We start from the raw sequence: 22,814 nt of genomic DNA on the forward strand, positions 1-22,814 counted from the left end.
CCGCCGTACCAGCCCGGCTGTCCGGGTCGCCGCCGCGCCAGCCCGGCTGACCTGGTCACCGCCGCGCCAGCCCGGCTGACCCGCCGGCCGCGGCGCGGCAGCCTGGCTGACCGAGTCGCCGCAGCACGGCGGCCGGCTGACCGGGTTGCCGCGGCACCGCCGACCGGGTCGCGGCCGCGCGGTGCCACGTCCGGTGCATCGCTGCCGGTCACGTAGGTTCGTGGGGTGATCCCCGACGACGTCTCCCTGCTGCGCGTGCCCGGCACGCCGGCCGTCCTGCCCGACGGCTCGGCCGCCATCGTCTCCGTGACCCGGCCGGACCCGGCGTCCGACGAGTACGTCGGGCACCTGTGGAGGGTGCCCCTGGACGGTGCGACCGCACCCCGTCCGCTCACGCGCGGCCACCGCGACACCGCGCCCGACGTCTCGCCGGACGGCCGCTGGGTGGCGTTCTGCCGGGCGGAGCCGAAGGGCAAGCCGCAGATCTACGTCGTGGAGACGTCGGGCGGCGAGCCGGTGCGGCTCACCGACGCGCCGCTGGGCGCCTCGTCACCGCGGTTCTCGCCCGACGGTCGCACCATCGCCTACCTCGCGCGGGTCCCGGAGGACGGGCGGTACGTCGCCGGCGGCGACCCCGCTGCGGAGGCGCCGCGCCACATCACCTCGTTGCAGTACCGCGGCGACGGGCTCGGGTTCGGTCGGGACCGTCCGCAGCACCTGTTCGTCGTCGACGTCCCCGCAGCCGACGCGCTCGGTGGCGACCTCCCGTCGTCGGCGCAGGTCACCGAGGGCGACCTCGACGTGCGCGACCCGCGCTGGCTGCCGTCGGGCGACGCGCTGGTCGCCGTCGTCGCGCGCCACGCCGCTCGCGAGGAGGACCTGCGCCGCGACGCGGTGCTCGTCCCGCTGGCGTCGGCGCCCGTCGGACGTGCGGCGCTCGTGCCCGTGACCGACGCGGACCAGGGCTCGACGCTCGCGGTCGGCGCCGTCCTGCCGTCCGCGGACGGGTCGACGGTGTGGCTGCTCGCGAGCGACGTCGGCGCGACCGGCCGTGACTTCGTCGCGGCGCACGTCGGGCTGTATCGCACGGTGGTCCCGGCGTTCGACGCCGCTGCCGACGGCGCGACGCCCGTCGCACCCGCCCGCCTGACCGACGTCGACGGGGTCGACCTCGTGACGTCGGTGCTCGCGGAGACCGCGGACGGGCCGCTCGTGGGCGTGCAGCACCGGGGTGCGGTGCACCTGGCGCGGGTGGACGCCGACGGCACGCTCGTCACCCTGCTCGGCGGCGCGGCCGTCGTGTCGGGTGCCGCGGTGCCGCCCGGAGCGGCGGCCGACGCCGACTCCCACGCCCGGAGGGCCGTCGTCGTGGCCGCGTCGCCGGGGTCGTCGGGCGACGTCCTCACCGTGCCGCTCGGGCCGTCGACGGCCAGCCCCGGCGCGCTGACCGGGTCGGACCTCGACGGCGCCGGGGTCGCGACGCGGACCGACCTCTCGGCGGACCTGCGCGCGACGGGCCGCGTGCGGCTGCCGAGCGAGCTCACCGCGACGGCCCCGGACGGCTACCCGGTGCACGGCTGGCTGGTCACGCCCGACCCCGACCGCTTCGGCGCGGGACCGCACCCGACGATCCTCATGATCCACGGCGGGCCGCACGCGCAGTACACCCACGCGCTGTTCGACGAGGTGCAGGTGCTCGCCGAGGCCGGCTACGCCGTGGTGCTCGGCAACCCGCGAGGATCGGCGGGGTACGGGCGGGCGCACGGCGCGGCGATCCGCGGAGCCTTCGGCACGGTCGACGCGGACGACGTGCTGGCACTGCTCGACGCGGCGCTCGCGCTGCCGGGGACGGACGCGACCCGCGTCGGTGTCATGGGCGGCTCGTACGGCGGCTACCTCACGGCATGGCTGACGACGCGGACCGACCGGTTCGCGGCGGCGGTCGTGGAGCGCGGCTTCCTCGACCCGGTGAGCTTCGTGGGGTCGAGCGACATCGGCTGGTACTTCGGCCTCGAGTACCTGGGGGACGTCGCGGACGACGCAGGTCGACGAGCGGTCGCCGCGCAGTCGCCGATGGCGCACGTCGGCAGCGTGCGCACGCCGACGCTGGTGATCCACTCGGAGCAGGACTGGCGGTGCCCGGTCGAGCAGGGCCAGCGCTGGTTCGTCGAGCTGCGCCGCCGGGGCGTCGAGGCGGAGCTGCTGCTGTTCCCGGGCGAGGGCCACGAGCTCACGCGCTCGGGACGCCCCCGCCACCGGGTGCAGCGCTTCGAGCACGTCCTCGCGTGGTGGGGGCGGCACCTGCCCGTCGTCCAGGGCTGACGCCGGGTCCCGTCAGCGGTCGCTCGACCGCGGTCCCCACAGGTTGATGCCGGCCTCGACGGCGTGCGGCTCGATGGCAGCGAGCTCGTCGTCGTCGAGCGGTGCGGCCGTCGCCGCGGCGAGGTTGTCGTCGAGCTGGGCGACGGTCCGTGCCCCGGCGAGGACGGACGTCACCCGGGGGTCGCGCAGCACCCACGCGAGCGCGAGCTGGGGGAGCGTACGACCGCCGTCGCGCGCGATCCGGTCGAGCGCGCGCACGTGCCGCAGGACGTCGTCGGTCAGCCACTCGGGGCGCAGCGGTCCGCCCCGGGCGGCCCGGGAGTCCGCGGGGACGCCGTGCAGGTACCGGGTCGTGAGCATGCCCTGCGCGAGCGGGGAGAACGCGACGACGGCCATGCCGGCGTCGGCGGCGACGTCGAGCAGGCTGCGCCCGTCCGTGCCGGGCTGCTCGACCCACCGGTTGAGCAGGCTGTACGCGGGCTGGTGCACAGCGAGCCGGACGCCGAGCCGGTCGGCGACGCGCAGGGCCTCGACGGTCCGGTCGGCCGAGTAGGACGAGATCCCGACGTGGACGGCCTTGCCGCTGCGCACGGCGGCACCCAGCGCGCCGATCGTCTCCTCGAGCGGCGTCGCGGGGTCGTACCGGTGGCTGTAGAAGACGTCGACGGCGTCGACGCCGAGGCGGCGCAGCGACTCGTCGAGGGATGCGCGCAGGTACTTCGCGGACCCGTGCTCGCCGTACGGCCCGGGCCACGCGCGGTACCCGGCCTTGGTCGTGAGGACCAGCTCGTCGCGGCGCCCGCGCAGGTCGGTCGCCAGCAGCCGCCCGACCGACTCCTCGGCGGCGAACGGCGGCGGGCCGTAGTTGTTCGCCAGGTCGACGTGCACGACCCCGCGGTCGACCGCGTGCAGGACCAGCTCGCGCTGCTCCGCGAACGGTCGCGCCTCGCCGTGGCCCTGCCAGAGGCCCAGCGACACCACCGGCAGCGACAGGCTCGCGGCGCGGCGGTGGGGAAGGGGCGGTGCGGTGCTCACGGCGTCGAAACTACCCCGGCCGCGGGGGACCCCGGTGCGGCAAACCGGTGGCGCTCGGCGTCTCCGTCGGCGAGGCTGGGCAGGCACGCGTCACCGGGTGCGCGACGTCGCCACCGGCGGCGGCCGTTCGGCCCGTGACGCTCGACCGAAGACCTGACCTGCGAGGAGACGCCATGGGGAACGACAACGCGAAGCCGGCCACGGAGGCCGTGAGCGAGGACGCGAAGGCGAAGTTCCGGGAGGCGCTCGACCGGAAGAAGGCGGCGCAGCACCGGACGACCGACGGGTCGACGAACACCGGCCAGGTGCACGGCTCGGAGACGGCGGGACCGGTCCAGCGGCGCTTCCAGCGCAAGTCGGGCTCGTCCTGACCGGTGCCCGATCAGCGCCTACCAGCGCCTGACCAGGTGCCGTGAGGGCGACCGGTCGGGCGCACCGGCCGGCTCGTGAGTGCACGCGCCGACGACGAAGGAGGGCCCCGCCGATCACGGCGGGGCCCTCCTTCGTGTCCGCGCACCGCGCGCGGCGACGGTCAGGACAGCAGGCGCAGGCGCACCGACTCGGGCCGCGACGACAGCGCGTCGACGACGGCCTGGTCCACGCTCGACCCGGCGTCGGTCACCACGTACCCGAGGTCGCCGCGCGTCGCGAGGAGCTGGCCCTCGATGTTGACGCCGTGCTCGGCGAGGGTCGCGTTGACCGCCGCGAGCACCCCCGGCACGTTGCGGTGCAAGTAGGCGAGGCGGTGAGCGCCCGGGGGCTGGTCGAGCGCGAGGTTCGGCAGGTTGACGCTGAGCGTCGTCGAGCCGGTCGACAGGTAGTCCCGCACCTTGTTCGACACGAACTGGCCGATCGCCTCCTGCGCCTCCTCGGTGGATCCGCCGGTGTGGGGCGTGAGGATGACGTTCGGCAGGCCGCGCAGCTCGGAGTCGAACGGGTCGCCCTTGCGCTTCGGCTCGACCGGGAAGACGTCCACCGCGGCACCGCTGACGTGCCCGGACACGACGGCGTCGCGCAGCGCGGCGTAGTCGACGACGAAACCGCGGGAGAGGTTGAGGAACACCGCGCCGGGGCGCATGCGGGCGAACTGCTTCGCACCGAAGAGCCCGGCGTTGCCGCTGCGGCCGTCGACGTGCAGCGTGACGACGTCGGCGGTCTCGAGCAGCTCGTCGAGCGTGTCCATGCGGCGCGCGTTGCCGAGCGCGAGCTTCTCGGCGGTGTCGTAGAAGACGACCGACATGCCGAGGTTCTCGGCGAGCACCGACAGCTGGGTGCCGATGTTGCCGTAGCCGATGATGCCGAGCGTGCGGCCGCGGACCTCGTGCGCACCGGTCGCGGACTTGTTCCAGATGCCGTCGTGCATCGCGCGGTCGAGCTCGGTGAGGCGGCGCGTCAGCGCGATGATCTGCGCGATCGCGATCTCGACGACCGAGCGCGTGTTGGAGAACGGCGCGTTGAACGTGGCGACGCCGAGCGACGCCGCGGTGGCGAGGTCGATCTGGTTGGTGCCGATGCAGTAGGCCCCGACGGCGACGAGGTCGGGCGCCTGCTCCAGCACGGCGGACGTCACGTGGGTCTTGGAGCGGATCCCGAGCAGCTGGACCCCCTGCAGGGCCTCGACGAGCTCGTGCTCGTCGAGCGCACCCGTGCGGGTGGTCACGTCGAAGCCGGCGGACTCGAGGATCGAGCGCGCCTGCGGGTGGAGGTTCTCGAGCAGCAGGGCCTTGGGCACGCCCCTATGGTGCGCCTCGCCCGCCCTGCGACCCAAGGCGGTCCGGTCCTCGGACAGCGACCGCCGGACCGCCGGCCAGGCGGGCGGCGGTCCGCGGTCACCCGTCGGCGGACCACCCGGCGGGCAGCGGCTGCGCGTGGACGACCCGCAGGGCGCGTGTCGGACGGGTCATCGCGACGTACAGGTCGCCGGCGGACGCGGCGAGCACCTCCGCGGGCTCGACCAGCACGACGACGTCGAACTCGAGCCCCTTCGCGGCCTGCGGGGTGAGCAGCACGAGGGGTGCGTCGAGGTCGGCCGCCGACGCCGCCGAGCCCAGGACCGCCGGGGTGCCCGCGTCGCGCAGGACGACCGCCACCTCGGCGAGACGATCGGGCCGGCCGACGACGGCGACGCGCCCCGCACCGCTCGCGTCGCCGACCTCGGCGACGGCCTTCTCGGCGTGCCGGGCGGCGGTCACGGCCAGGTCCCGCGCGTCGACCGGGTCGACGAGCAGGGCGTCGGGCACGTCCCGCGCGGACGTCAGCGGGCTGACCGGCAGCCCCACGGCGAGCGCGACCTGCCGGGCGGTGTCCGCCACGACCGCGGGGGTCCGGTAGTTGACGGTGAGCTCGGCGAGCCGCCACGACGAGCGCAGCACCGGGTCGAGCATCCGCGCCCAGTCGCGCGCACCCGCGACGGCGGTGGTCTGCGCGACGTCGCCGACGATGGTGAGCGACCGCGTCGGGACGCGGCGCAGCAGGGCGCGCCACGCCATGGCGGACAGCTCCTGGGCCTCGTCGACGACGACGTGCCCGTAGGTCCACGTCCGGTCGGCGGCGGCGCGCTCGGCGGTCGTGAGCGACGGGCCCGTCGAGGCGAACCGGTCGGCGAGCATCTCGGCGGACACGAGCGCGCTGCTGCCGGTCGACTCGAGCACCTGCCGGGCGTAGGCGAGCTCGGACGCGCGGCGCTCGGCGGCGGCGCGGGCCTGCGCGCGGGCCGCCTGGTCGTCCTCTCCGAGCAGCTCGGCGGCCTCGTCGAGCAGCGGGACGTCGGCGGGCGTCCACGGGGCGTCGGCGGCGCGGGCCAGCAGGTCCCGGTCGGCCGCGGACAGCTGCGGCGCGGCGGACGCGAGCCGCCACGGCTTGGCCCAGAGGTCGGCGACGAGCTTCTCCGCGGTGAGCGGCATCCACGCGAGGTTGAGGGCGATGCGGATCTCGCGCGTCGTGCGCAGCTCCTCGACGATCTCGCCGCGCTCGTCGGGCGGGATGTCGCCGCCGAGCTGGGCGACGTACTGCTCGGCGAGCCGGCCGAGCATGTCGCGGACGAAGCCGACGCGGGCGAGGTTGTGCGGGCGGTGGTTGCGGCGGGCGCGCGCGATCGCGGACGCGACGTCCTGCGGCCGGACGACGATCGTGCGGCCGTCGACGCGGACGGTCGTCGGGCGGTCCGGCACGCGCTGACGGTCGCGGACGGCCCGGGCGATCACGGACGCCATGACGGCGCGCCCCTTGACCTCGGCCACCGCCTCCGGCTCGCTGGCGGTCGCGGTGAGCCCGGGCACCAGCTCGGCGACGGTCGTGGTGACGACGCCGGTCTCGCCGAGGGCGGGCAGCACCTGGTCGATGTAGCGCAGGAACGTGCGGCTCGGCCCGACGAGCAGGACGCCCGAGCGCTCGAGCTGACGGCGGTGGGCGTACAGCAGGTACGCGGCGCGGTGCAGGGCCACGGCGGTCTTGCCCGTCCCGGGCCCGCCCTGGATGACGAGGGCGCCGACGAGCTCGTCGCGGATGATCCGGTCCTGCTCGGCCTGGATCGTCGCGACGATGTCACCCATCCGGCCGGTGCGTCCGGCGGTGAGGCCCGCGAGCAGCGCACCCTCGCCGGACAGCCCGGCGAGCCGCGCGTCGTCGCCGTCGGCGAGCAGGTCCAGGTCGAGGACCTCGTCCTCGACGCCCGTCACGGTGCGTCCGCGCGTCACGACGTGCCGGCGGCGCACCACGCCGTCGGGGTGGGCGGCGGTCGCCCGGTAGAACGCCTGCGCGGCGGGCGCGCGCCAGTCCGTGAGCAGCGGCGACTGCTCCTCGTCCGTCAGGCCGATCCGGCCGACGTAGCGGCGACCGCCGTCGTCGAGGTCGAGCCGCCCGAACACGAGCCGCTCCTCGACCGCCTCGAGCTGGGCGACGCGGTCCTCGTAGAGCGTCGCGAACGCGTCGCGCTCGCTGCGGTTCTGCGGGGACCCGGACGGTCCGGACCGGCGCACGCGCGCGAGCCGCTCCCGGGTCTGCGCCCGCAGGTCGTCGAGGCGGCCGTAGAGCCGGTCCACCGTCTCCTGCTCGGCGGAGAGCTCTCCGTCGATACCTGCCACGTGCGCGATCCTCCGTCCGCGGAGCCGGTCGTCCGCCTGTGCCGCACCTCGACCGTCCAGCCGTCCCCGTCCGGGGTCGGGGCGTCGAAGCGGCCGTCCATTATCCGCCTCGCGCGGGGTGCTCGCACCCCTCGACCCGCGGGCGGCGGGTCGGGCGCAGCTGCAGCGAGGCGCGCACGAACGACGCACGGGGCCTACGCTGCGGTTCAGCCCGACGAGAGGAGGCCCGTGACCCACGCCACGACGGCGGCCGGTGACGCGCGCGGCGACGCGGTGCCCGGCCCGACCTCCGATCGCGACGGCATCATCCGGGTGCTCCTCGTCGAGGACGACGACGGCGACGCGCTCCTCGTGCGCGAGCACCTGAGCGACGCCGGGCTCGTCGTCGACCTCGTCTGGGTGCGCTCCCTCGACGAGGCGCTCGAGCGCCTGGACGTCGACTGCGTCCTGCTCGACCTGGGCCTGCCGGACGCGATGGGGATCGGCGCGCTCGAGCGCCTGCTCCACGCCGGCGCGCCGGCGGTCGTGGTTCTCACGGGCCTGTCCGGCACCGACGCGGGACTGCAGGCGGTCGCGACCGGCGCGCAGGACTACCTCGTCAAGGGCGAGGTCGACGGCGAGAGCCTGGGTCGCTCGGTGCGGTACGCCGTCCAGCGTCGCCGGCTCGAGGAGACCGACCGCGCGCTGTACCGCAGCCTCGTGCGCGCCGCGGAGACGGCCCGGCTCGAGCGGGCGCTGCTGCCGACGCCCGCCGTCCGTGACCAGGGTCTCGAGGTGAGCGTCGGCTACCGCGCCGGTCGCGAGGGTCTGCTCGGCGGCGACTTCTACGACGTCGTCGAGCGGCCCGACGGCACGGTGCTCGCGCTCGTCGGCGACGTGTGCGGGCACGGCCCGGACGAGGCGGCGCTCGGCGCGACGCTGCGCACGGCGTGGCGGACCCTGGTGCTCGCGGGCACGCCCGCCGACGAGATCCTCGGCCTGGTGGAGCGTGTCCTCGCGTTCGAACGGGCTCGCCCGGAGGTGTTCACGACGGCCTGCATGCTCGTCGTCGCGCCCGACCGCCACTCGGCGGACCTCTACCAGGCGGGGCACCCCGTGCCGTTCCTGCTGGGCCCGCCCTCGACGCTGCTGCCGACGCAGCGGCGCGGTCGTGCGCTCGGGATCCCGGTCGACGGCACGTGGGAGCCCGAGCGGCTCGAGCTCGGCAGCTCCTGGCGCGTGCTGCTCTACACCGACGGCCTGCTGGAGGCGACGGTGCACGGCGGCCCGGCGCGCGTCGGCAAGGCCGGCCTGCTCGCGGTCGTCGACGACGCGCTCACCGCCGAGCGCACGCGTGCCGCGGGCGGCGCACCGGTCGAAGGCGCACCCGAGGGGGTCGTCGACCACGTGCTGCACCTGGTCCGGGAGCTGCACGGCGGCGACCTCGTGGACGACGCGGCCGCGGTCCTGCTCGGGTGGGGTGCATGAGCCGCACCGCCCCGTCGCCCGTGCGGGCGCGCTCGACGCTGCGCCGCCGTCTTCTCGGTCTCCTGCTCACCGCGGGGCTCGTGCTCGCGCTCGTCGTCGTCGGTGCGGGCTACGTGCTCGCGCGCGTCGTCGACCGCCAGGACGCCGTCACGCAGACGTACTTCGAGGCGATCACGCAGGCCGACGGCGCGTACATCCAGCTGATCGACGCCGAGACCGCGGTGCGGGGCTTCGCGCTCACCGGTGACGAGGTGACGCTCGAGCCGTACGAGCGCTCCGTGGGCGACGACCTGTCGTTCCGCACGCTCGCCGAGCGCGAGCGCGAGAACGGGTCCGCCCCGGAGCTGACGTCCGCGGCGCAGGCTGCGGCCGACGCCGGGCGGCGGTGGAACGAGGAGTTCGCGCTCCCCGTGATGGAGCAGGTCCGCAGCGGCGGGACGGCCGCGGTGACGACGGCGGAGATCGAGGCGGGCCGCGTCCTGTTCGACGACGCCCGTGCCGCCGCCGAGGTGTACCTGGCCCTGCTGCGCGAGCACCGGGCGGCGGCCGTCGAGGAGCTGTCGACCTGGACGCTCGTCGCCGCGGCCGCGGTCGTCGTGCTCGTGCTCGCCGCGGTGGCCGTCGGCGTCGTGCTGTGGGTGACCCTCCGGCGCTGGATCCTCGCGCCGCTGGGGGACCTCGCGGCCGACGCCCGGGCCGTCGCGTCGGGGGAGCTGGGCCACTCGGTGGACGCGACCGGGCCGGGGGAGATCGCCGCGCTCGCCGAGGACGTCGAGCGGATGCGCGTCGCCCTGGTCACCGAGGTGCGCGCGGTCGAGTCCTCGCGGGCCGAGATCGCGGAGGCCCACGACCAGCTCACGTCCCAGGCGGAGGAGCTGCGTCGCTCCAACCGCGACCTCGAGCAGTTCGCGTACGTCGCCTCGCACGACCTACAGGAGCCGCTGCGCAAGGTGGCGAGCTTCACGCAGCTGCTGCAGAAGCGGTACGGCGGCCAGCTCGACGAGCGCGCGGACCAGTACATCGACTTCGCGGTCGACGGGGCGAAGCGGATGCAGCGCCTCATCAACGACCTGCTCGGCTTCTCCCGCGTCGGGCGCGTCGGCGGCGAGGTGACCGACGTCGACCTCGAGCAGGTGCTCGCGGACGCGCTCGACAACCTCGACGAGCGCATCGCGGAGACCGGTGCGGTCGTCACGCACGACGCGCTGCCGACCGTGCAGGGCGAGGAGCCGCTGCTCGTGCAGCTCCTGCAGAACCTCGTCGGGAACGCCGTGAAGTTCCGCCACCCCGACCGTCCTCCCGCGGTGCACCTGAGCGCCCGGCGGGTCGGCGACGAGTGGGAGATCGAGTGCCGCGACAACGGCATCGGGATCGACCCGCAGTACGCCGAGCGCGTCTTCGTCATCTTCCAGCGGCTGCACGCCAAGGAGGTCTACGAGGGCACCGGCATCGGGCTCGCCCTGTGCAAGAAGATCGTCGAGTTCCACGGCGGCCGCATCTGGATCGAGCCGTCGACCGACGTGGGGACACGTATCCTCTGGACGCTGCCCGCACCTGCACCTGCACCTGCACCCGCCCCCGCGGCGGCAGCCGAGGCCGTCACGGCCGACGCCGACTGATCCGAACGGAGAACCGTGCCTTCCAGCACCAAGGTCATCGACGTCCTCCTCGTCGAGGACGACCCGGGCGACGTGCTCATGACGCGCGAGGCGTTCGAGCACAACAAGGTCCGCAACCGCCTGTCGGTCGTCGCCGACGGCGTGAGCGCGATGGAGTTCCTGCGCAAGGAGGGCGAGCACGCGGACGCCCCGACACCGGACCTCATCCTGCTCGACCTCAACCTGCCCCGGATGGACGGGCGCGAGGTGCTGCAGGCGCTCAAGGCCGACGCCGCGCTGCGGGCGATCCCGGTCGTGGTCCTCACGACGTCGGAGGCGGAGGAGGACGTGGTGCGCAGCTACTCGCTGCACGCGAACGCCTACGTGACGAAGCCGGTCGACTTCGACCGCTTCATCGACGTCGTCAAGCAGATCGACGAGTTCTTCGTCGAGGTCGTCCGCCTGCCCACCCGCTGAGCCGGACGCCGCCCCCGGGAAGAGTTCGCCGGGGTGCGGCGTTGTGGCTGCATGCGCACCCGCACCGGGTGGGCACGTGGAGGAAGGCTGACGCCCAGGATGTTGGACCCGAGCGAGATCTACGACGTCGACCCGCTGGCTGCCGCCGAGCTGGCCGAGCGCACGCACGAGGGCTCCGGCCCGGTGCTCGTGCACGCCGTGCGGGGCTTCGTCGACGCGGGCAGCGCCGGGCAGCTCGTGGCCGAGCACCTGACCGACGAGCTCGGGGCCACGCGCCTCGTGACCTTCGACGTCGACCAGCTGCTCGACTACCGCTCGCGCCGCCCCGTCATGACGTTCGACTCCTCGACGTGGAGCGAGTACGCCGACCCGGAGCTCGTGGTGGACCTGGTCCACGACGCGTCCGGGGTCCCGTTCCTGCTCCTGCACGGCGTCGAGCCCGACGTGCAGTGGGAGCGGTACGTCGCCGCGGTGCGCCAGATCGTCGAGCGCTTCGACGTCCCGCTGACGGTGGGCGTGCACGGGGTGCCGATGGGGATCCCGCACACGCGGCCGATCTCGGTGACGGCCCACGCGACGCGCCCCGACCTCGTGGCCGACCAGGCGTCGTGGTTCGGCAAGGTGCAGGTCCCGGCGAGCGCGAGCGCGCTGCTCGAGCTGCGCCTGGGCCAGTCCGGGCACGACGCGATGGGGTTCGCGGTGCACGTCCCGCACTACCTCGCGCAGTCCGCGTTCCCGCGGGCGAGCGTCGCGGCGCTGCAGGGCATCGAGCGCGCGACCGGGCTGGACCTGCGCGTGACGGCGCTGACCGACGCGGCCGAGGAGGCCGAGCGGGAGATCGAGCGTCAGGTGGCCGGGTCGGACGAGGTCGCGACGGTCGTGCGCGCCCTCGAGGAGCAGTACGACGCCTTCACGCGGAGCCTGGGCCGCACGAGCCTGCTGGCGAGCGCGACGGACCTGCCGACCGCCGAGGAGCTGGGCGCCGAGTTCGAGCGCTTCCTCGCCGAGCAGCAGGACGACGGCGACGGCCGCTGACGGTCGCCGGCCGTCCACCGAGCGACCGCGACCGTTTCGCGACCGGACCTTTACCGGATCGTTGTCGGACGGTGTCGGGCGTGCGTCCGAAACCGTGGCGTGGTGAAGATCACCGTGCGAGGATGCACACGTTGCAGTGACGTACTCGCTTGACCGGCGCTGACCCCGGTTCACCTGGGCCTCAGCACCCCCCAGCTGTCCAGGCTGGTTCATCCGGTGCAGGACGTGAGGCATTGCGGCACGGCGTGGGCAGAGGGTCTGGGCCGTCACCGGTTGGACAGAAGGAACAGAGTCATGGCACAGGGTGCTGTCAAGTGGTTCAACGCTGAGAAGGGCTACGGCTTCATCGCCCAGGACGGCGGCGGCGCCGACGTCTTCGTGCACTACTCGGCGATCGACTCCTCGGGCTACCGCTCCCTCGACGAGGGCCAGCGGGTCGAGTTCGAGATCACGCAGGGCGACAAGGGCCCGCAGGCGGAGCGCGTCCGCCCGCTCTGACGCCCGTCGTCACCGACCGCGCTCGCGGTCGTCACGCTCTTCCGGCAGGACCGCACCCCACGCGGGTGCGGTCCTGCCGTCGTCTGCGATGCCGGGGCGGTGCGTGAGCGGCGCCCGCGTCACGCTCCGGAGGCCGCCTGCGGGTCACGCAGCACGACCGCGCCCTGCACGAACGCCGCGACCTCGTCGCCGTGCAGCAGGCGAGCGGGCGCGGGCAGGCTGCGCACGGCCCGGGCGAGCACCGGAGAGCCGAGCAGCTCCGGGTCGTCGGTCGCGGCGAGCACGACGTTGCCGTAGCCGCGACCCCGCAGCAGGCCGGGCTCGGCGACGACCGCGACGTCGTCGAACGCGTCGAGCAGCGTCGCGGCCTCGGTGCGGGCTCCCGTGAGCGGCGGGCGGTCCGCGCAGTTGACCAGGTAGACCCCGCCGGGTCGCAGGACGCGCGCGACGTCGCCGACGAACTCGCGTGTCCGGACGTGCGCCGGCGTGCTGTCGCCGGCGAAGACGTCCCGCACGACCACGTCGGCGCTCGCGGTGCCGAGCCGCGCGAGCTGCTCGCGGGCGTCGCCGGCACGGATGCGCAGCGCGGGGGACCGCGGCAGGTCGAACCACCCGCGGACGAGCTCGGGCAGGGCGGTGTCGAGCTCGATCGCGACCTGCTGCGACCCGGGCCGCTCGGCGTCGATCGCGCGGGCCAGGGCACACCCTGCGGCGCCCAGGTGGACCACCGACAGGGGGGCGCCGGGGGAGCCGAGCCGGTCGAGGACCGCGGCCATCTGCTGCATGTACTCGAACACGAGCCGGCCGGGGTCGGCGGTGTCGAGGTACGAGCTGGGCACCCCGTTGACCAGGACCGTCACGCCGTCGGGGTCGTCGGGGTCGCGCACGAGCTCGACGGTCCCGGTGGGGATCGCGACGGGTCCGTCCGGCCACGGCGTGCGCGCCGACCGTGTGGGTGGTCGGTGCGACCCTGGACGGCGTCGCGCGGCACGGTCACGGGCGGGCATGCCGCTCACGCTACGGCGTTGACGGGATCGAACAGGTGTTCGATACTGGGGAGGTCGGAGGGAGACGGTCATGGTCGGGCAGGTCAGGCAGGTCGGTGCGCCGCGTGCCGAGGGCGTCCCCGTCGACCCCCGCGCGGTCGAGCTGCTGTCGCGCGCCGACGCCGAGCTCCTCGCCGCCCAGTTCTCGCCCGAGGCGTGGGAGCAGTTCTCGCACGCGCACCTCGCCGCGCTGCGGGCGGGCGCGGCGGTCGTCGCGTCCCGCGGCAAGCCCGCCGGGCGCCGCTCGCTGCGGACGGTCTGGGAGATGCTCGACGTCGTGGCACCCGAGCTCGCGTCGTGGAGCGGCTACTTCGCGGGCGCCGCCGCGCTCCGCTCGGCGGTCGACGCCGGCCGGTTCGACTCGGTCACGCCGTCGCGTGCGGAGCAGGCCGTGTGCGCGGCCGAGGACTTCGTCGACGCCGCCCGTGCGGCGGTCGCGGCCTCGTGGCCGGAGAGTGCCGCCCGCTTCGGCGTCGCCGGGGCCGACGCGGCCACCGCACCGCGCATGCTCGCGGTGAGGGCGTCGTGAGCAGGGGCCCCCGGTCCAGCGCCGCGCGCCGGGACTGGGGGAGCGAGGAGGAGGGCTGCTCGATCCTCCACGTCGACATGGACGCGTTCTTCGCCTCGGTCGAGCTCGCGCGTCGGCCGCAGCTGCGAGGGCTGCCGGTCATCGTCGGCGGTGCGCAGCGTGGCGTCGTCCTCGCGGCGACCTACGAGGCGCGGGCGTTCGGGGTGCACTCGGCGATGCCGATGTCGTCGGCGCTGCGGATGTGCCCGCAGGCCGTCGTCGTGCCGCCGGACCACGCCGCCTACCGGGACGTGTCGGCCGGCGTCATGCGCGTCCTGCACGACGTGACGGCGCTCGTCGAGCAGGTGAGCGTCGACGAGGCGTTCCTCGACGTCGCCGGCGCCCGACGGCGCCTCGGTCCGCCGACGACGATCGCGGCGCTGATCCGCCGGCAGGTCCACGCGGAGTTCGGGATCACGTGCTCGGTCGGGATCGCCGCCAACAAGTTCGTCGCGAAGCTCGCGTCCGGGCACGCCAAGCCGGACGGGGTGCTGCTGGTCCCGCGCGCGGCGACGCTGGACTTCCTGCGCGTCCTGCCCGTCGGCGCGCTGTGGGGCGTCGGTGAGCGCACGGAGGCCGCCCTCGCTCGCTGGGGCGTGCGGACCGTGGCCGAGCTCGCGGACAGCGACGTCGGCACGATCCAGCGCGCCGTGGGGCGCACCGCGGGCGCGCACCTGTTCGACCTCGCCTGGGGACGCGACCCCCGGCCGGTCCAGCCGCACCGGGAGGAGAAGTCGGTCGGTGCGGAGGAGACGTTCGTCGAGGACGTCGCCGACCTCACGGTCGTGCAGGCGAAGGCGCTCGAGCTCGCCGACCGGTGCGCGGCCCGGCTGCGCCACCGCGGGCTCGTCGGCCGGACCATCAGCATCAAGGTCCGGACCTCGGACTTCCGCACGCTGACGCGGTCCCGGACCCTCACGACGCCCAGCGACGTCGGGCGTGAGGTCTACCTCGCGGCGCGCGAGCTGCTCGCCGGCGTCGACCTGGGAGGGCTGCCGGTCCGCCTCGTGGGGGTCCGGGTCGAAGGGCTGGAGCCGGCCGCGGCCGTCGTCCGCCAGCCGACGCTCGAGGAGGCCGTCGACGAGCCCGTGAGCGTCCGGCGGGACGCCGAACGCGCGATGGACGAGGTCCGCGCGCGCTTCGGGACGACCGCGATCCGGACAGGTGTCCACGGATCCGACGGCGACACGCGCTCGACTACCACCTTCGTTCCCGCGGATCTATCCTGATCCCGTCATGGATCCATAGCCCAACGGGGGTCGGAATGCCTCTCTCCGAGTACGAGCAGCGCGTACTTGAGCAGATGGAGCGCCAGCTCACTTCTGACGACCCTCGCCTGGCCAACACGCTCACGCAGCGCGGCCGCCGGTCCGTCAGTCGTTACCTCATCGCCGGCAGCGGTGCGGCGATCGGTCTGCTCCTGCTCGTGCTCGGCGCCGCCGGAAGCCTGCCCTGGCTCGGCGTCGTCGGTTTCGTCGTGATGTTCGCGGCCGTCGCCTTCGCGTTCGCCGACCCGCACCGCGGTGCCAAGCGCGGCGGGCCGCGCGGGGTCGTGCAGCCGGACGGCGAGGTGCGTCGCGCTCAGCCGGCCCGCAAGAGCGGGTTCATGACCCGTCTCGAGGACCGCTGGGAACGGCGTCGCGGCGAGCAGGGGCGCTGAGCAGCTTCTCGACTCCCTGCACGAGGTCCTCGGTCCAGCGGACCAGGTCCTCGGGCGCGACCTCCTCCGGGGTGGGCGCGTAGCGCTGACGCTCGACCGTGCGTGCCAGTGCGCGCAGGGCGCCCGCGGTCGTGGCGTCGAGCCCGTTCCCGGACGCGGCACGGACCTGGTCCTCGACCGAGGTCACGACCTCGCGCGGCGTCGTCGAGTCCGCCCAGGTGACGCCACGTGAGGCGAGCCGCCGGCGGGCGCGGAGCCACGCGCGCTCGGGCGTCTCGTCCGCACGCGTCCGCGTGCGGCGACGCACGAGCGACAGGCCGACGACCACGAGCACCAGCACGATCCCGCCGATCACGCCGACGCGGGTCCAGCTCTCGCCGGCCTCCTCGACGGGGGCCGAGGTGCTCGGGGCGGTCGTCTGGCGGGCGCCCGGCGTCGGTGCGGCGGCGGTGGGGATGGCCTCGTCCGGCCGGCTCGCGTCCTGGCTGATCCCGGCGAACGGGTCGCTCCACAGCGGCGGGAGGCCGGACTGGACGGCGGGCGTCGGCTCGAAGCGCACCCAGCCCTGGCCGGCGAAGTACAGCTCGGGCCAGGCGTGCGACTTGCGGCCGGTGACGACGTAGGTCCCGTCGCCGTTGTTGTCACCCGGGAGGAAGCCCACGCCGACCCGCGCGGGGATGCCGAGCGTCCGGGCCATCATCGTCATCGAGGTCGCGAACTGGACGCAGTAGCCGCGGCGGGACTGCAGGAAGTCCCACACGGCGTCCTGGCTGCGGGCGGGCGCGATCCTCGTGTCGTAGGTGAAGTTCGTCCCGGCGCGGAAGTACGACTGCAGCGCCATCGCCTGCTCGTAGGGCGTCGCGGCGTCCGCGGTGATCTCGCGGGCGAGGTCGGCGATCTGCGGGGCGTGGTCGGTGTCCGGGACCTCGAGCGACGCACCGTCGTCGCCGGGCTCGCCCACCTCCGCACCGGTCAGGTCGGCCGCCGTGAGGTCGGGGACCTCGACCAGCATCGAGTAGTGCATCCCGTCGAACGTGGAGCGCCGTCCGACGACCTCGTCGCGGTCCTCGTCGTAGGCCCAGGAGCCGTCGACGGTCACGGTGCGGGCGAACGTGCTGACGGGCAGGCGCCGCTCCCGGAGCCCGCCGACCTCGACCTCGACGGCGGCGAGGGTGCCGCGCGACGCGTCAGGGGTGTCGCCGCGCAGCGCGGGGTCGGAGGACAGGAGCTCGCCGGGGGCCCACGGGGCGACGTCCACGGCGTCGTCACGCTGCCACGCGCGCCCGTCGAAGGTGGTGAGCGTGAAGGCGCGCAGCGGTCCGACGACACGCGCGGTGACGACGACGGTGTCGTCGGCGCTCGGCGAGGGGCTCGGGCCGTCGAGCCCTTGAGTCGCGCCCGGGTCCTCCCCGGCGTCGGCCGGGGCCCCGCCGGGCGGGACGACCGTGTACCGCAGGACGACCTGGCCGGATCGCGTCCCGAGCGACTCGCGCAGGTCGAGGTTGTCGCTGAGCTGGAGGGGCCCGACGGGCCCGGATCCGAGCGTGGGCAGGGCGAGCGACGCCCACCCGGGCAGCGCCGCGACGACGGGTCCGGCGACGAGCGCGGCGACGACGACGGCGACCGCGCCGGCGAGCGCCGTGCCGGTGCGGCGGGCCCGGTCGCTGCGGGCGGACGCGGGTGCGGCGCTGAGCGCGAGGAGCAGCAGGTACGCCAGCGCGGTCCACGCGATCGACCAGCCGCTCGCGGGGAAGCCGAGGAACACGGTGGGGGCCCACAGGGCGAGGAGGGGGAGCCCGGCGAGCGCCGGCACGCCGAGGCCGACGGCGATGAGGTCGGTGGCGAGCAGGACGGTGACGGCGCCGACGACCACGAGGAGCTCGGCGGGCCGGACGCCGGCCATGGGCACGAGGGAGGCGTTGATGACGGACACGCCCTCGCGAGCGGTCGCGAGGGTGCGGTCGAGCGAGCCGAGGTCGGGCAGCACCTGGATGCGTCCCGGCGGCGCGCCGTAGCGGACGAGCACACCCGCGACGGCGGCGACGAGCCCGACGAGCGTCGGGGCCCACCAGGCGCGCGTGACGGCGCGGGTCGCGGCGACGACGCCGGCGACGAGGACCACGGCGACCCAGGTGACGGTGAGCCACCGGCCGGGCTCGATGAGGTGGCCGAGCGCCGTGACGGCGGCGCACGTGGCGAACGCGCACAGGGCGGTGCCGAGCAGGCTGCGGGCGCCGCGGGGGAGCCGGGCGGGGGCCGCGTTCACCGCGCGCTCCCGAGCAGCCGCAGCCAGCACGCGACGACGTCCTCGCCGGGCGTGACGGCGCAGGCGCGCCAGCCGGCCCGCTGCAGTGCCAGGACGGTGTGCTGCGCCTCGCGCTCGTGCGCCGGCGACGCGCCGTCAGCCCGGACGACGGCCCACCCCTGGGCGGTGTCCGCGAGGTGCGCGAGCGCGGCGCGGGCGTGCACGCCGAGCGGTCCGAGCACGGCGAGCAGGATCTCCCCGCCGGCCTCGGACGTCTCGAGCAGGTGGGCGGCGGCGAGGAGGTGCTGCTCGGCCTCCTCGGCCGACCGTGGTGACTCGAGGTCGACCGTGGAGTCGAGCAGCGCCGACCGGGCGGTGGGTCCAGAACGGCCGTGGTGGAACGGGGTGGGTGCTCCCGTGCGGCCGCCGACGAGGCGCACCGGGTGTCCGCCCTCGAGCATGGCGAGCGCCATGGACGCCGCGAGCGAGATGGTCCACTCGAGCGCCGTGAGCTTGGCGGGCAGGTCGAGCAGGACGGAGACGGGGCGCATCCCCGCGCGCTCGTCGGAGCGGACCATGAGTGCGCCGCGTCGGGCGCTGCTGCGCCAGTGCACGCGTCGCAGGTCGTCGCCCTCGCGGTAGTCGCGCAGCGAGGCGTCGTCGGTGGACGGGGTCCGGGCACCGAGGGCGACCCGGTCGGGCTCGCCGACGAGCACGTCGGACGCGGTCGGCAGCGCGGTGACCGCGGGCCAGACGACGACCTCGGCGTGGTCGCCCAGGGTCGCGCTCGTGCGGGCCACGCCGAAGGGGTCGCTGCGGGTCACGACGAGAGGGCCCAGCTGCCAGCGACCGCGGCGCGCGGCGTCGACGGCGTAGGAGACGGTGACCTGCTGCGGCCCACGGCTGACCCGGGCGCGCAGGGGTCGGCCGCCCGAGAGCTCGGTCGCGGCCTGCTCGGCGAACCGCAGGCCGGCGAGGCGGACGCGGGCCGCGGGGTCCGACGCGGTGATGCGGACCTCGACGCGGGCCTGCTCGCCCGCGTGCACGGGGTTGGGGTGCGCGTCGCGCGCTACGAGGAGGCGGTGCCGGCCCCGCCCGGGGTCGAGGATGCCGACGACGACGGTCGCACCCACGGTGAGCAGGGTCGTCAGGGTGCCGATGCGGACGAGGTCGACGGTGCCGAGACCGACGCCGAGCAGCACGAGGGCGACACCGGCGATCCCGAGCGCCCAGCCGCGACCGGTGGGCCGCAGGCCCATCAGCCGATCGCGCGTCGTGCGCGTGACCCGGCGGCGGTGAGGGCCGCGGACACGGGCAGCGGCGTGCGCTCCACGATGTCGCCGACGATGTCGGAGGTGCTGCGGCCGGACAGGCGCGACTCCGTGCTGGGCAGGAGCCGGTGCGCGAGGACGGGCTCGGCGAGCTGCTGGACGTCGTCGGGCAGCACGTGGTCGCGGCCGTCCATCGCGGCGAGCGCCTTCGCGGCCCGCAGCAGCTGGATCGCGGCGCGCGGGGAGGCGCCGAGCCTCAGCCCGTGGTCCTGCCGGGTGGCCGTGACGAGGTCGACGACGTACCGCTTGACGGCGGGGGCCGCGAAGAGGCGGCGCGTGGTCGAGATGAGGGCGGCGACGCTCGCGGCGTCGGTGACGGGCCGGAGCTGGTCGAGCGGGTCGGACGTCTCCTGCAGGTCGAGCATGTCGAGCTCGGACTCGATGCTCGGGTACCCGACGGTCAGGCGTGCCATGAAGCGGTCGCGCTGCGCCTCGGGGAGGGGGTACGTGCCCTCCATCTCGACCGGGTTCTGCGTGGCGACGACGAGGAAGGGGCGGGGCAGCGGGTAGGTACGGCCGTCGACGGTGGCCTGCGCCTCCTGCATGCACTCGAGGAGTGCCGACTGCGTCTTGGGCGAGGCGCGGTTGATCTCGTCGCCGATGACGATGTGTGCGAAGACGGGCCCGGGCCGGAACTCGAACTCGTGCGTCTGCGTGCGGAAGATGTTGACGCCGGTGAGGTCGCTGGGGAGCAGGTCGGGCGTGAACTGGATCCGCCCGACGGGGCAGTCGATCGTGCGCGCGAGCGCCTTGGCGAGCGTGGTCTTGCCGACACCGGGGACGTCCTCGAGGAGCAGGTGCCCCTCGGCGAGCAGCACGGCGACCGTGACGCGGACGAGCTCGGGGCGTCCGGTGACGACGGACTCGATGCCGGCGCACATCCGGCCGGTGGTGTCGACGACGTCGTCGAGCTCGCTCGACGACGGCACGGCCTGCAGCATGGCGCCTCCCTTGGCGGAACTGTGACGAGCCTAAAGGAATCGGGCTGCACCTGACCCGGAGTCCGGCCCCCACTTCCCTCCACCGGCCGCCCCACCTCCCACCACCGCGCCCCACGGCATTCCGCGGTCGCGCGGTGAATCGCGTGTTCCGGCCGGGAATGCCCGATCGCGCCGTGGGTCGACACGCCCCGGTCGGGTGAACCTGCCGCAATTCCCTCCACTTCCCTCCACCGCGTCTGACCTGCACGTTCACCACTCCCGACGGGTGAATTCACAGATTGTTCCAGTGGCAGGTGGAGGGAAGTGGAGTACCGTGGAGGCACGTGGTGAGGCGGGGATGACCCGCGACGGGACCGGGAGGGAGGCGAGGTGACGCATGAGTCGTCGGTCGGCGTCTTCGGCTCCTTCGCGCCCTTCCTCGGGACGTACACACCGCGCCTGGACGACAAGGGCCGGCTCATCCTTCCGGCCAAGTTCCGCGGCCAGCTCGCCCCGGGGCTCGTCATGACGCGCGGGCAGGAGCGCTGCCTCTTCCTGCTCCCGATGGACGAGTTCCGCCGGATGCACGAGCAGCTGCGCCAGGCGCCGGTCACGAGCAAGCAGGCGCGCGACTACCTCCGTGTCTTCCTGTCGGGGGCGAGCGACGAGCTGCCCGACAAGCAGGGCCGCATCTCGATCCCGCCGGTGCTGCGCAAGTACGCCGGGCTGGACCGGGACGTCGCCGTCATCGGCACGGGCACCCGGGTCGAGATCTGGGACCTGCAGGCGTGGGAGACGTACCTCGCCGAGCAGGAGTCCGGCTACGCCGACACGGCGGAGGAGGTCTTCCCGAACGGGCCGTTCTGAGCCCGCCTGGCCCGCCGCCGTCCCACCCGTCCCGTACCTGCTCCGCCCGACGAGACCTCCCCCCGACAGCTCTGACGCACTTCCCCGGCGCCAGAGGGTCGGTGGGGGATCTGGTCGGACGGCGGAGGGACCGCCCGACCGCTCCACGCCACCCGCGACCACCGCACCCGGTCCCGGGCATCCCCGTACCCCGTCCCACCCCGAAGGAGGCAGCGATGGACGAGCGACCCGCCGACGACGCAGCCTCCCGGCACACGCCCGTCCTGCTGCAGCGCTGCCTCGACCTGCTGGCCCCGGCGCTCGCCGCGGACGGCGCCGTGATGGTCGACTCGACGCTCGGCATGGGCGGGCACACCGAGGGCGTGCTGCGGGCGTTCCCGCACGTGCGTGTCGTCGGCATCGACCGCGACCCGCAGGCCCTGGACCTCGCGGGGCGGCGGCTCGCCCCGTTCGGCGACCGGTTCACCGGGGTGCACGCGGTGTACGACGAGATCGGGGACGTCCTCGACGACCTCGGCATCGCGCACGTCCAGGGCGTCCTCATGGACCTCGGGGTCTCCTCGCTGCAGCTCGACGAGCGCGAGCGCGGCTTCTCCTACGCGCACGACGCGCCCCTCGACATGCGGATGGACGCGACGCGCGGCAAGACCGCGGCGGACGTCCTCAACGAGTACGACGAGCGGGACATCGCCCGGGTGCTGCGGGTGTACGGCGAGGAGCGGTTCGCGCCGCGCATCGCCCGCGCGATCGTCCGGGCCCGTCAGACGGCACCGCTGCAGCGCACCGGCGAGCTCGTCGACCTGGTCCGCGCGAACATCCCCGCGGCGACCCGCAAGACGGGCGGCCACCCGGCCAAGCGCACGTTCCAGGCGCTGCGGATCGAGGTGAACGGCGAGCTCGAGGTGCTCGAGCGGGCGCTGCCTGCGTCGGTGGAGGCGCTCGCGGTGGGCGGCCGGATCGTCGTCGAGGCGTACCACTCGCTCGAGGACCGCCTCGTCAAGCGGACGTTCGCCGCCGGCGCGACCTCGAGCGCGCCGCCCGACCTCCCGGTCGAGCCCGCGACGCACGCGCCGTACCTGAAGCTCGTCACGCGCGGTGCGGAGGAGGCCGACGAGGCCGAGCTCGCCCGCAACCCCCGTTCGCAGTCGGTGCGCCTGCGCGCCGCCGAGCGGACCCGACCGACCCCCGACCACCTGCGTGGTCCGAACCCTGGCAGGAGGGCAGCATGAGCGCTCAGGCGACGGCACGGGTGAGCACCGCCCGTGCGTACCCGGCACCCGCGGCACGCCCGCAGCCGGCCGCGGCCCCCCGGCTGCGGCTGGTCCGGGCCCCGCAGACGGCCCGCACCCGCGTGCCGTTCGTGCTGGCGTGCATGGCGGTGCTGGCCGTCGCGCTGCTGTCCGCACTGCTCCTCAACACGCAGATGGCCTCGGGCGCGTACGAGGAGTACAGCCTGTCGAACGAGCTCGGCCGTCTCGACCAGGACGCGAAGGACCTCCGCGCGCAGCTCGACCAGAAGGCGTCGCCCGCGCAGCTCGCCGCGGCCGCGCGTGCGCTCGGCATGGTGCCCGCCGACGGCACCGGCTGGGTGCGCGTCGCCGACGGCACCGTCCAGGGCTCGCCGGCGCCGGCCCCGGCAGGCTGATGTCGACCCGCGTCGGCG

20 protein-coding genes are annotated in these 22,814 nt (G+C 75.0%); 13 read left to right on the top strand and 7 right to left on the bottom strand.

Features of this window, described 5'->3' with window-relative positions; genetic code table 11:
• Positions 1–225: 225 nt before the first annotated feature.
• The gene (locus tag CBZ_RS06535) at positions 226–2,322 is read left to right on the top strand and encodes a S9 family peptidase (protein ID WP_130780774.1); all 2,097 of its coding nucleotides are present in this window, start codon (positions 226–228) and stop codon (positions 2,320–2,322) included.
• 12 nt (positions 2,323–2,334) lie between these two features.
• On the opposite strand, the gene CBZ_RS06540 is transcribed toward CBZ_RS06535, so the two are convergent.
• A complete protein-coding gene (locus CBZ_RS06540) occupies positions 2,335–3,357 on the bottom strand; it encodes an aldo/keto reductase (protein WP_130780775.1) in 1,023 nt (340 codons plus the stop codon).
• 173 nt (positions 3,358–3,530) lie between these two features.
• Between CBZ_RS06540 and CBZ_RS06545 the strand changes: the two genes are divergently transcribed.
• On the top strand, positions 3,531–3,728 hold the full coding sequence (locus tag CBZ_RS06545; RefSeq protein WP_130780776.1) for a DUF5302 domain-containing protein: 198 nt from the start codon (positions 3,531–3,533) through the stop codon (positions 3,726–3,728).
• A 161-nt stretch (positions 3,729–3,889) separates the two neighbouring features.
• On the opposite strand, the gene serA is transcribed toward CBZ_RS06545, so the two are convergent.
• Both serA and CBZ_RS06555 read right to left on the bottom strand, forming a co-directional pair.
• Positions 3,890–5,089 carry a phosphoglycerate dehydrogenase gene (gene serA, locus CBZ_RS06550; protein ID WP_130780777.1) on the bottom strand — a complete coding sequence of 400 codons (1,200 nt, stop codon included), beginning with the start codon at positions 5,087–5,089 and terminating at the stop codon, positions 3,890–3,892.
• A gap of 97 nt (positions 5,090–5,186) precedes the next feature.
• On the bottom strand, positions 5,187–7,439 hold the full coding sequence (locus CBZ_RS06555) for a HelD family protein (protein ID WP_130780778.1): 2,253 nt from the start codon (positions 7,437–7,439) through the stop codon (positions 5,187–5,189).
• A gap of 228 nt (positions 7,440–7,667) precedes the next feature.
• Here CBZ_RS06555 and CBZ_RS06560 point away from each other — a divergent pair, with 228 nt between their 5' ends.
• The 5 genes from CBZ_RS06560 (at position 7,668) to CBZ_RS06580 (ending at position 12,514) form a co-directional block, all read left to right on the top strand.
• Positions 7,668–8,906: a PP2C family protein-serine/threonine phosphatase gene (locus tag CBZ_RS06560; protein WP_130780779.1), complete on the top strand. Its 1,239-nt coding sequence runs from the start codon at positions 7,668–7,670 to the stop codon at positions 8,904–8,906.
• On the top strand, positions 8,903–10,525 hold the full coding sequence (locus CBZ_RS06565) for a sensor histidine kinase (protein WP_130780780.1): 1,623 nt from the start codon (positions 8,903–8,905) through the stop codon (positions 10,523–10,525). The genes CBZ_RS06560 and CBZ_RS06565 overlap by 4 nt, the downstream gene beginning before the upstream one ends.
• Before the next feature lie 15 nt (positions 10,526–10,540).
• Positions 10,541–10,981, top strand: coding sequence for a response regulator (locus CBZ_RS06570; protein ID WP_130780781.1), 441 nt, complete (start codon positions 10,541–10,543; stop codon positions 10,979–10,981).
• A gap of 99 nt (positions 10,982–11,080) precedes the next feature.
• Entirely contained in the window at positions 11,081–12,016 is a 936-nt protein-coding gene (locus CBZ_RS06575) for a PAC2 family protein (RefSeq protein WP_130780782.1), read from the top strand.
• A 294-nt stretch (positions 12,017–12,310) separates the two neighbouring features.
• Entirely contained in the window at positions 12,311–12,514 is a 204-nt protein-coding gene (locus CBZ_RS06580) for a cold-shock protein (RefSeq protein WP_130780783.1), read from the top strand.
• Between the two features lie 119 nt (positions 12,515–12,633).
• Here CBZ_RS06580 and CBZ_RS06585 read toward each other — a convergent pair whose 3' ends face one another.
• Positions 12,634–13,521: a spermidine synthase gene (locus tag CBZ_RS06585; protein ID WP_130780784.1), complete on the bottom strand. Its 888-nt coding sequence runs from the start codon at positions 13,519–13,521 to the stop codon at positions 12,634–12,636.
• A gap of 70 nt (positions 13,522–13,591) precedes the next feature.
• Between CBZ_RS06585 and CBZ_RS06590 the strand changes: the two genes are divergently transcribed.
• From CBZ_RS06590 to CBZ_RS06600, 3 genes are read left to right on the top strand one after another with little or no spacing between them, the layout of a single operon-like run.
• On the top strand, positions 13,592–14,089 hold the full coding sequence (locus CBZ_RS06590) for an SAV_6107 family HEPN domain-containing protein (RefSeq protein WP_165446681.1): 498 nt from the start codon (positions 13,592–13,594) through the stop codon (positions 14,087–14,089).
• Positions 14,086–15,357 carry a DNA polymerase IV gene (locus CBZ_RS06595; RefSeq protein WP_130780785.1) on the top strand — a complete coding sequence of 424 codons (1,272 nt, stop codon included), beginning with the start codon at positions 14,086–14,088 and terminating at the stop codon, positions 15,355–15,357. The genes CBZ_RS06590 and CBZ_RS06595 overlap by 4 nt, the downstream gene beginning before the upstream one ends.
• A 35-nt stretch (positions 15,358–15,392) precedes the next feature.
• Positions 15,393–15,788, top strand: a complete 396-nt coding sequence (locus tag CBZ_RS06600) for an SCO2097 family morphological protein (protein WP_130780786.1) — start codon at positions 15,393–15,395, stop codon at positions 15,786–15,788.
• On the opposite strand, the gene CBZ_RS06605 is transcribed toward CBZ_RS06600, so the two are convergent.
• The 3 genes from CBZ_RS06605 to CBZ_RS06615 are packed head-to-tail and all read right to left on the bottom strand — an operon-like array spanning position 15,733 to position 20,305.
• The gene (locus tag CBZ_RS06605) at positions 15,733–18,054 is read right to left on the bottom strand and encodes a transglutaminase TgpA family protein (RefSeq protein ID WP_130780787.1); all 2,322 of its coding nucleotides are present in this window, start codon (positions 18,052–18,054) and stop codon (positions 15,733–15,735) included. The genes CBZ_RS06600 and CBZ_RS06605 overlap by 56 nt on opposite strands.
• A complete protein-coding gene (locus CBZ_RS06610) occupies positions 18,051–19,292 on the bottom strand; it encodes a DUF58 domain-containing protein (RefSeq protein WP_130780788.1) in 1,242 nt (413 codons plus the stop codon). The genes CBZ_RS06605 and CBZ_RS06610 overlap by 4 nt, the downstream gene beginning before the upstream one ends.
• Positions 19,292–20,305: an AAA family ATPase gene (locus CBZ_RS06615; RefSeq protein ID WP_130780789.1), complete on the bottom strand. Its 1,014-nt coding sequence runs from the start codon at positions 20,303–20,305 to the stop codon at positions 19,292–19,294. Before CBZ_RS06615 ends, CBZ_RS06610 begins: the two co-directional genes overlap by 1 nt.
• 369 nt (positions 20,306–20,674) lie before the next feature.
• Here CBZ_RS06615 and mraZ point away from each other — a divergent pair, with 369 nt between their 5' ends.
• From mraZ to ftsL, 3 genes are all read left to right on the top strand, one after another.
• Entirely contained in the window at positions 20,675–21,151 is a 477-nt protein-coding gene (gene mraZ, locus CBZ_RS06620; protein ID WP_130780790.1) for a division/cell wall cluster transcriptional repressor MraZ, read from the top strand.
• Between the two features lie 215 nt (positions 21,152–21,366).
• Entirely contained in the window at positions 21,367–22,380 is a 1,014-nt protein-coding gene (rsmH, locus tag CBZ_RS06625) for a 16S rRNA (cytosine(1402)-N(4))-methyltransferase RsmH (protein ID WP_130780791.1), read from the top strand.
• Positions 22,377–22,796 (top strand): cell division protein FtsL, encoded by a 420-nt coding sequence (ftsL, locus tag CBZ_RS06630; protein WP_130780792.1) that lies wholly within the window; start codon positions 22,377–22,379, stop codon positions 22,794–22,796. The genes rsmH and ftsL overlap by 4 nt, the downstream gene beginning before the upstream one ends.
• Positions 22,797–22,814: the final 18 nt, after the last annotated feature.

Source organism: Cellulomonas biazotea, assembly GCF_004306155.1.
Lineage (GTDB): Bacteria > Actinomycetota > Actinomycetes > Actinomycetales > Cellulomonadaceae > Cellulomonas > Cellulomonas biazotea.

What these genes read in the sequence shown, in the direction of transcription:
- CBZ_RS06545 (WP_130780776.1), top strand. Translation starts at nt 3,531, where the DNA reads ATGGGGAACGACAACGCGAAGCCGGCCACGGAGGCCGTGAGCGAGGAC.
- CBZ_RS06565 (WP_130780780.1), top strand. Translation starts at nt 8,903, where the DNA reads ATGAGCCGCACCGCCCCGTCGCCCGTGCGGGCGCGCTCGACGCTGCGC.
- CBZ_RS06575 (WP_130780782.1), top strand. Translation starts at nt 11,081, where the DNA reads ATGTTGGACCCGAGCGAGATCTACGACGTCGACCCGCTGGCTGCCGCC.
- CBZ_RS06580 (WP_130780783.1), top strand. Translation starts at nt 12,311, where the DNA reads ATGGCACAGGGTGCTGTCAAGTGGTTCAACGCTGAGAAGGGCTACGGC.
- CBZ_RS06585 (WP_130780784.1), bottom strand. Translation starts at nt 13,521, where the DNA reads ATGCCCGCCCGTGACCGTGCCGCGCGACGCCGTCCAGGGTCGCACCGA.
- CBZ_RS06590 (WP_165446681.1), top strand. Translation starts at nt 13,592, where the DNA reads ATGGTCGGGCAGGTCAGGCAGGTCGGTGCGCCGCGTGCCGAGGGCGTC.
- CBZ_RS06600 (WP_130780786.1), top strand. Translation starts at nt 15,393, where the DNA reads ATGCCTCTCTCCGAGTACGAGCAGCGCGTACTTGAGCAGATGGAGCGC.
- CBZ_RS06610 (WP_130780788.1), bottom strand. Translation starts at nt 19,292, where the DNA reads ATGGGCCTGCGGCCCACCGGTCGCGGCTGGGCGCTCGGGATCGCCGGT.
- CBZ_RS06615 (WP_130780789.1), bottom strand. Translation starts at nt 20,305, where the DNA reads ATGCTGCAGGCCGTGCCGTCGTCGAGCGAGCTCGACGACGTCGTCGAC.
- rsmH (WP_130780791.1), top strand. Translation starts at nt 21,367, where the DNA reads ATGGACGAGCGACCCGCCGACGACGCAGCCTCCCGGCACACGCCCGTC.
- ftsL (WP_130780792.1), top strand. Translation starts at nt 22,377, where the DNA reads ATGAGCGCTCAGGCGACGGCACGGGTGAGCACCGCCCGTGCGTACCCG.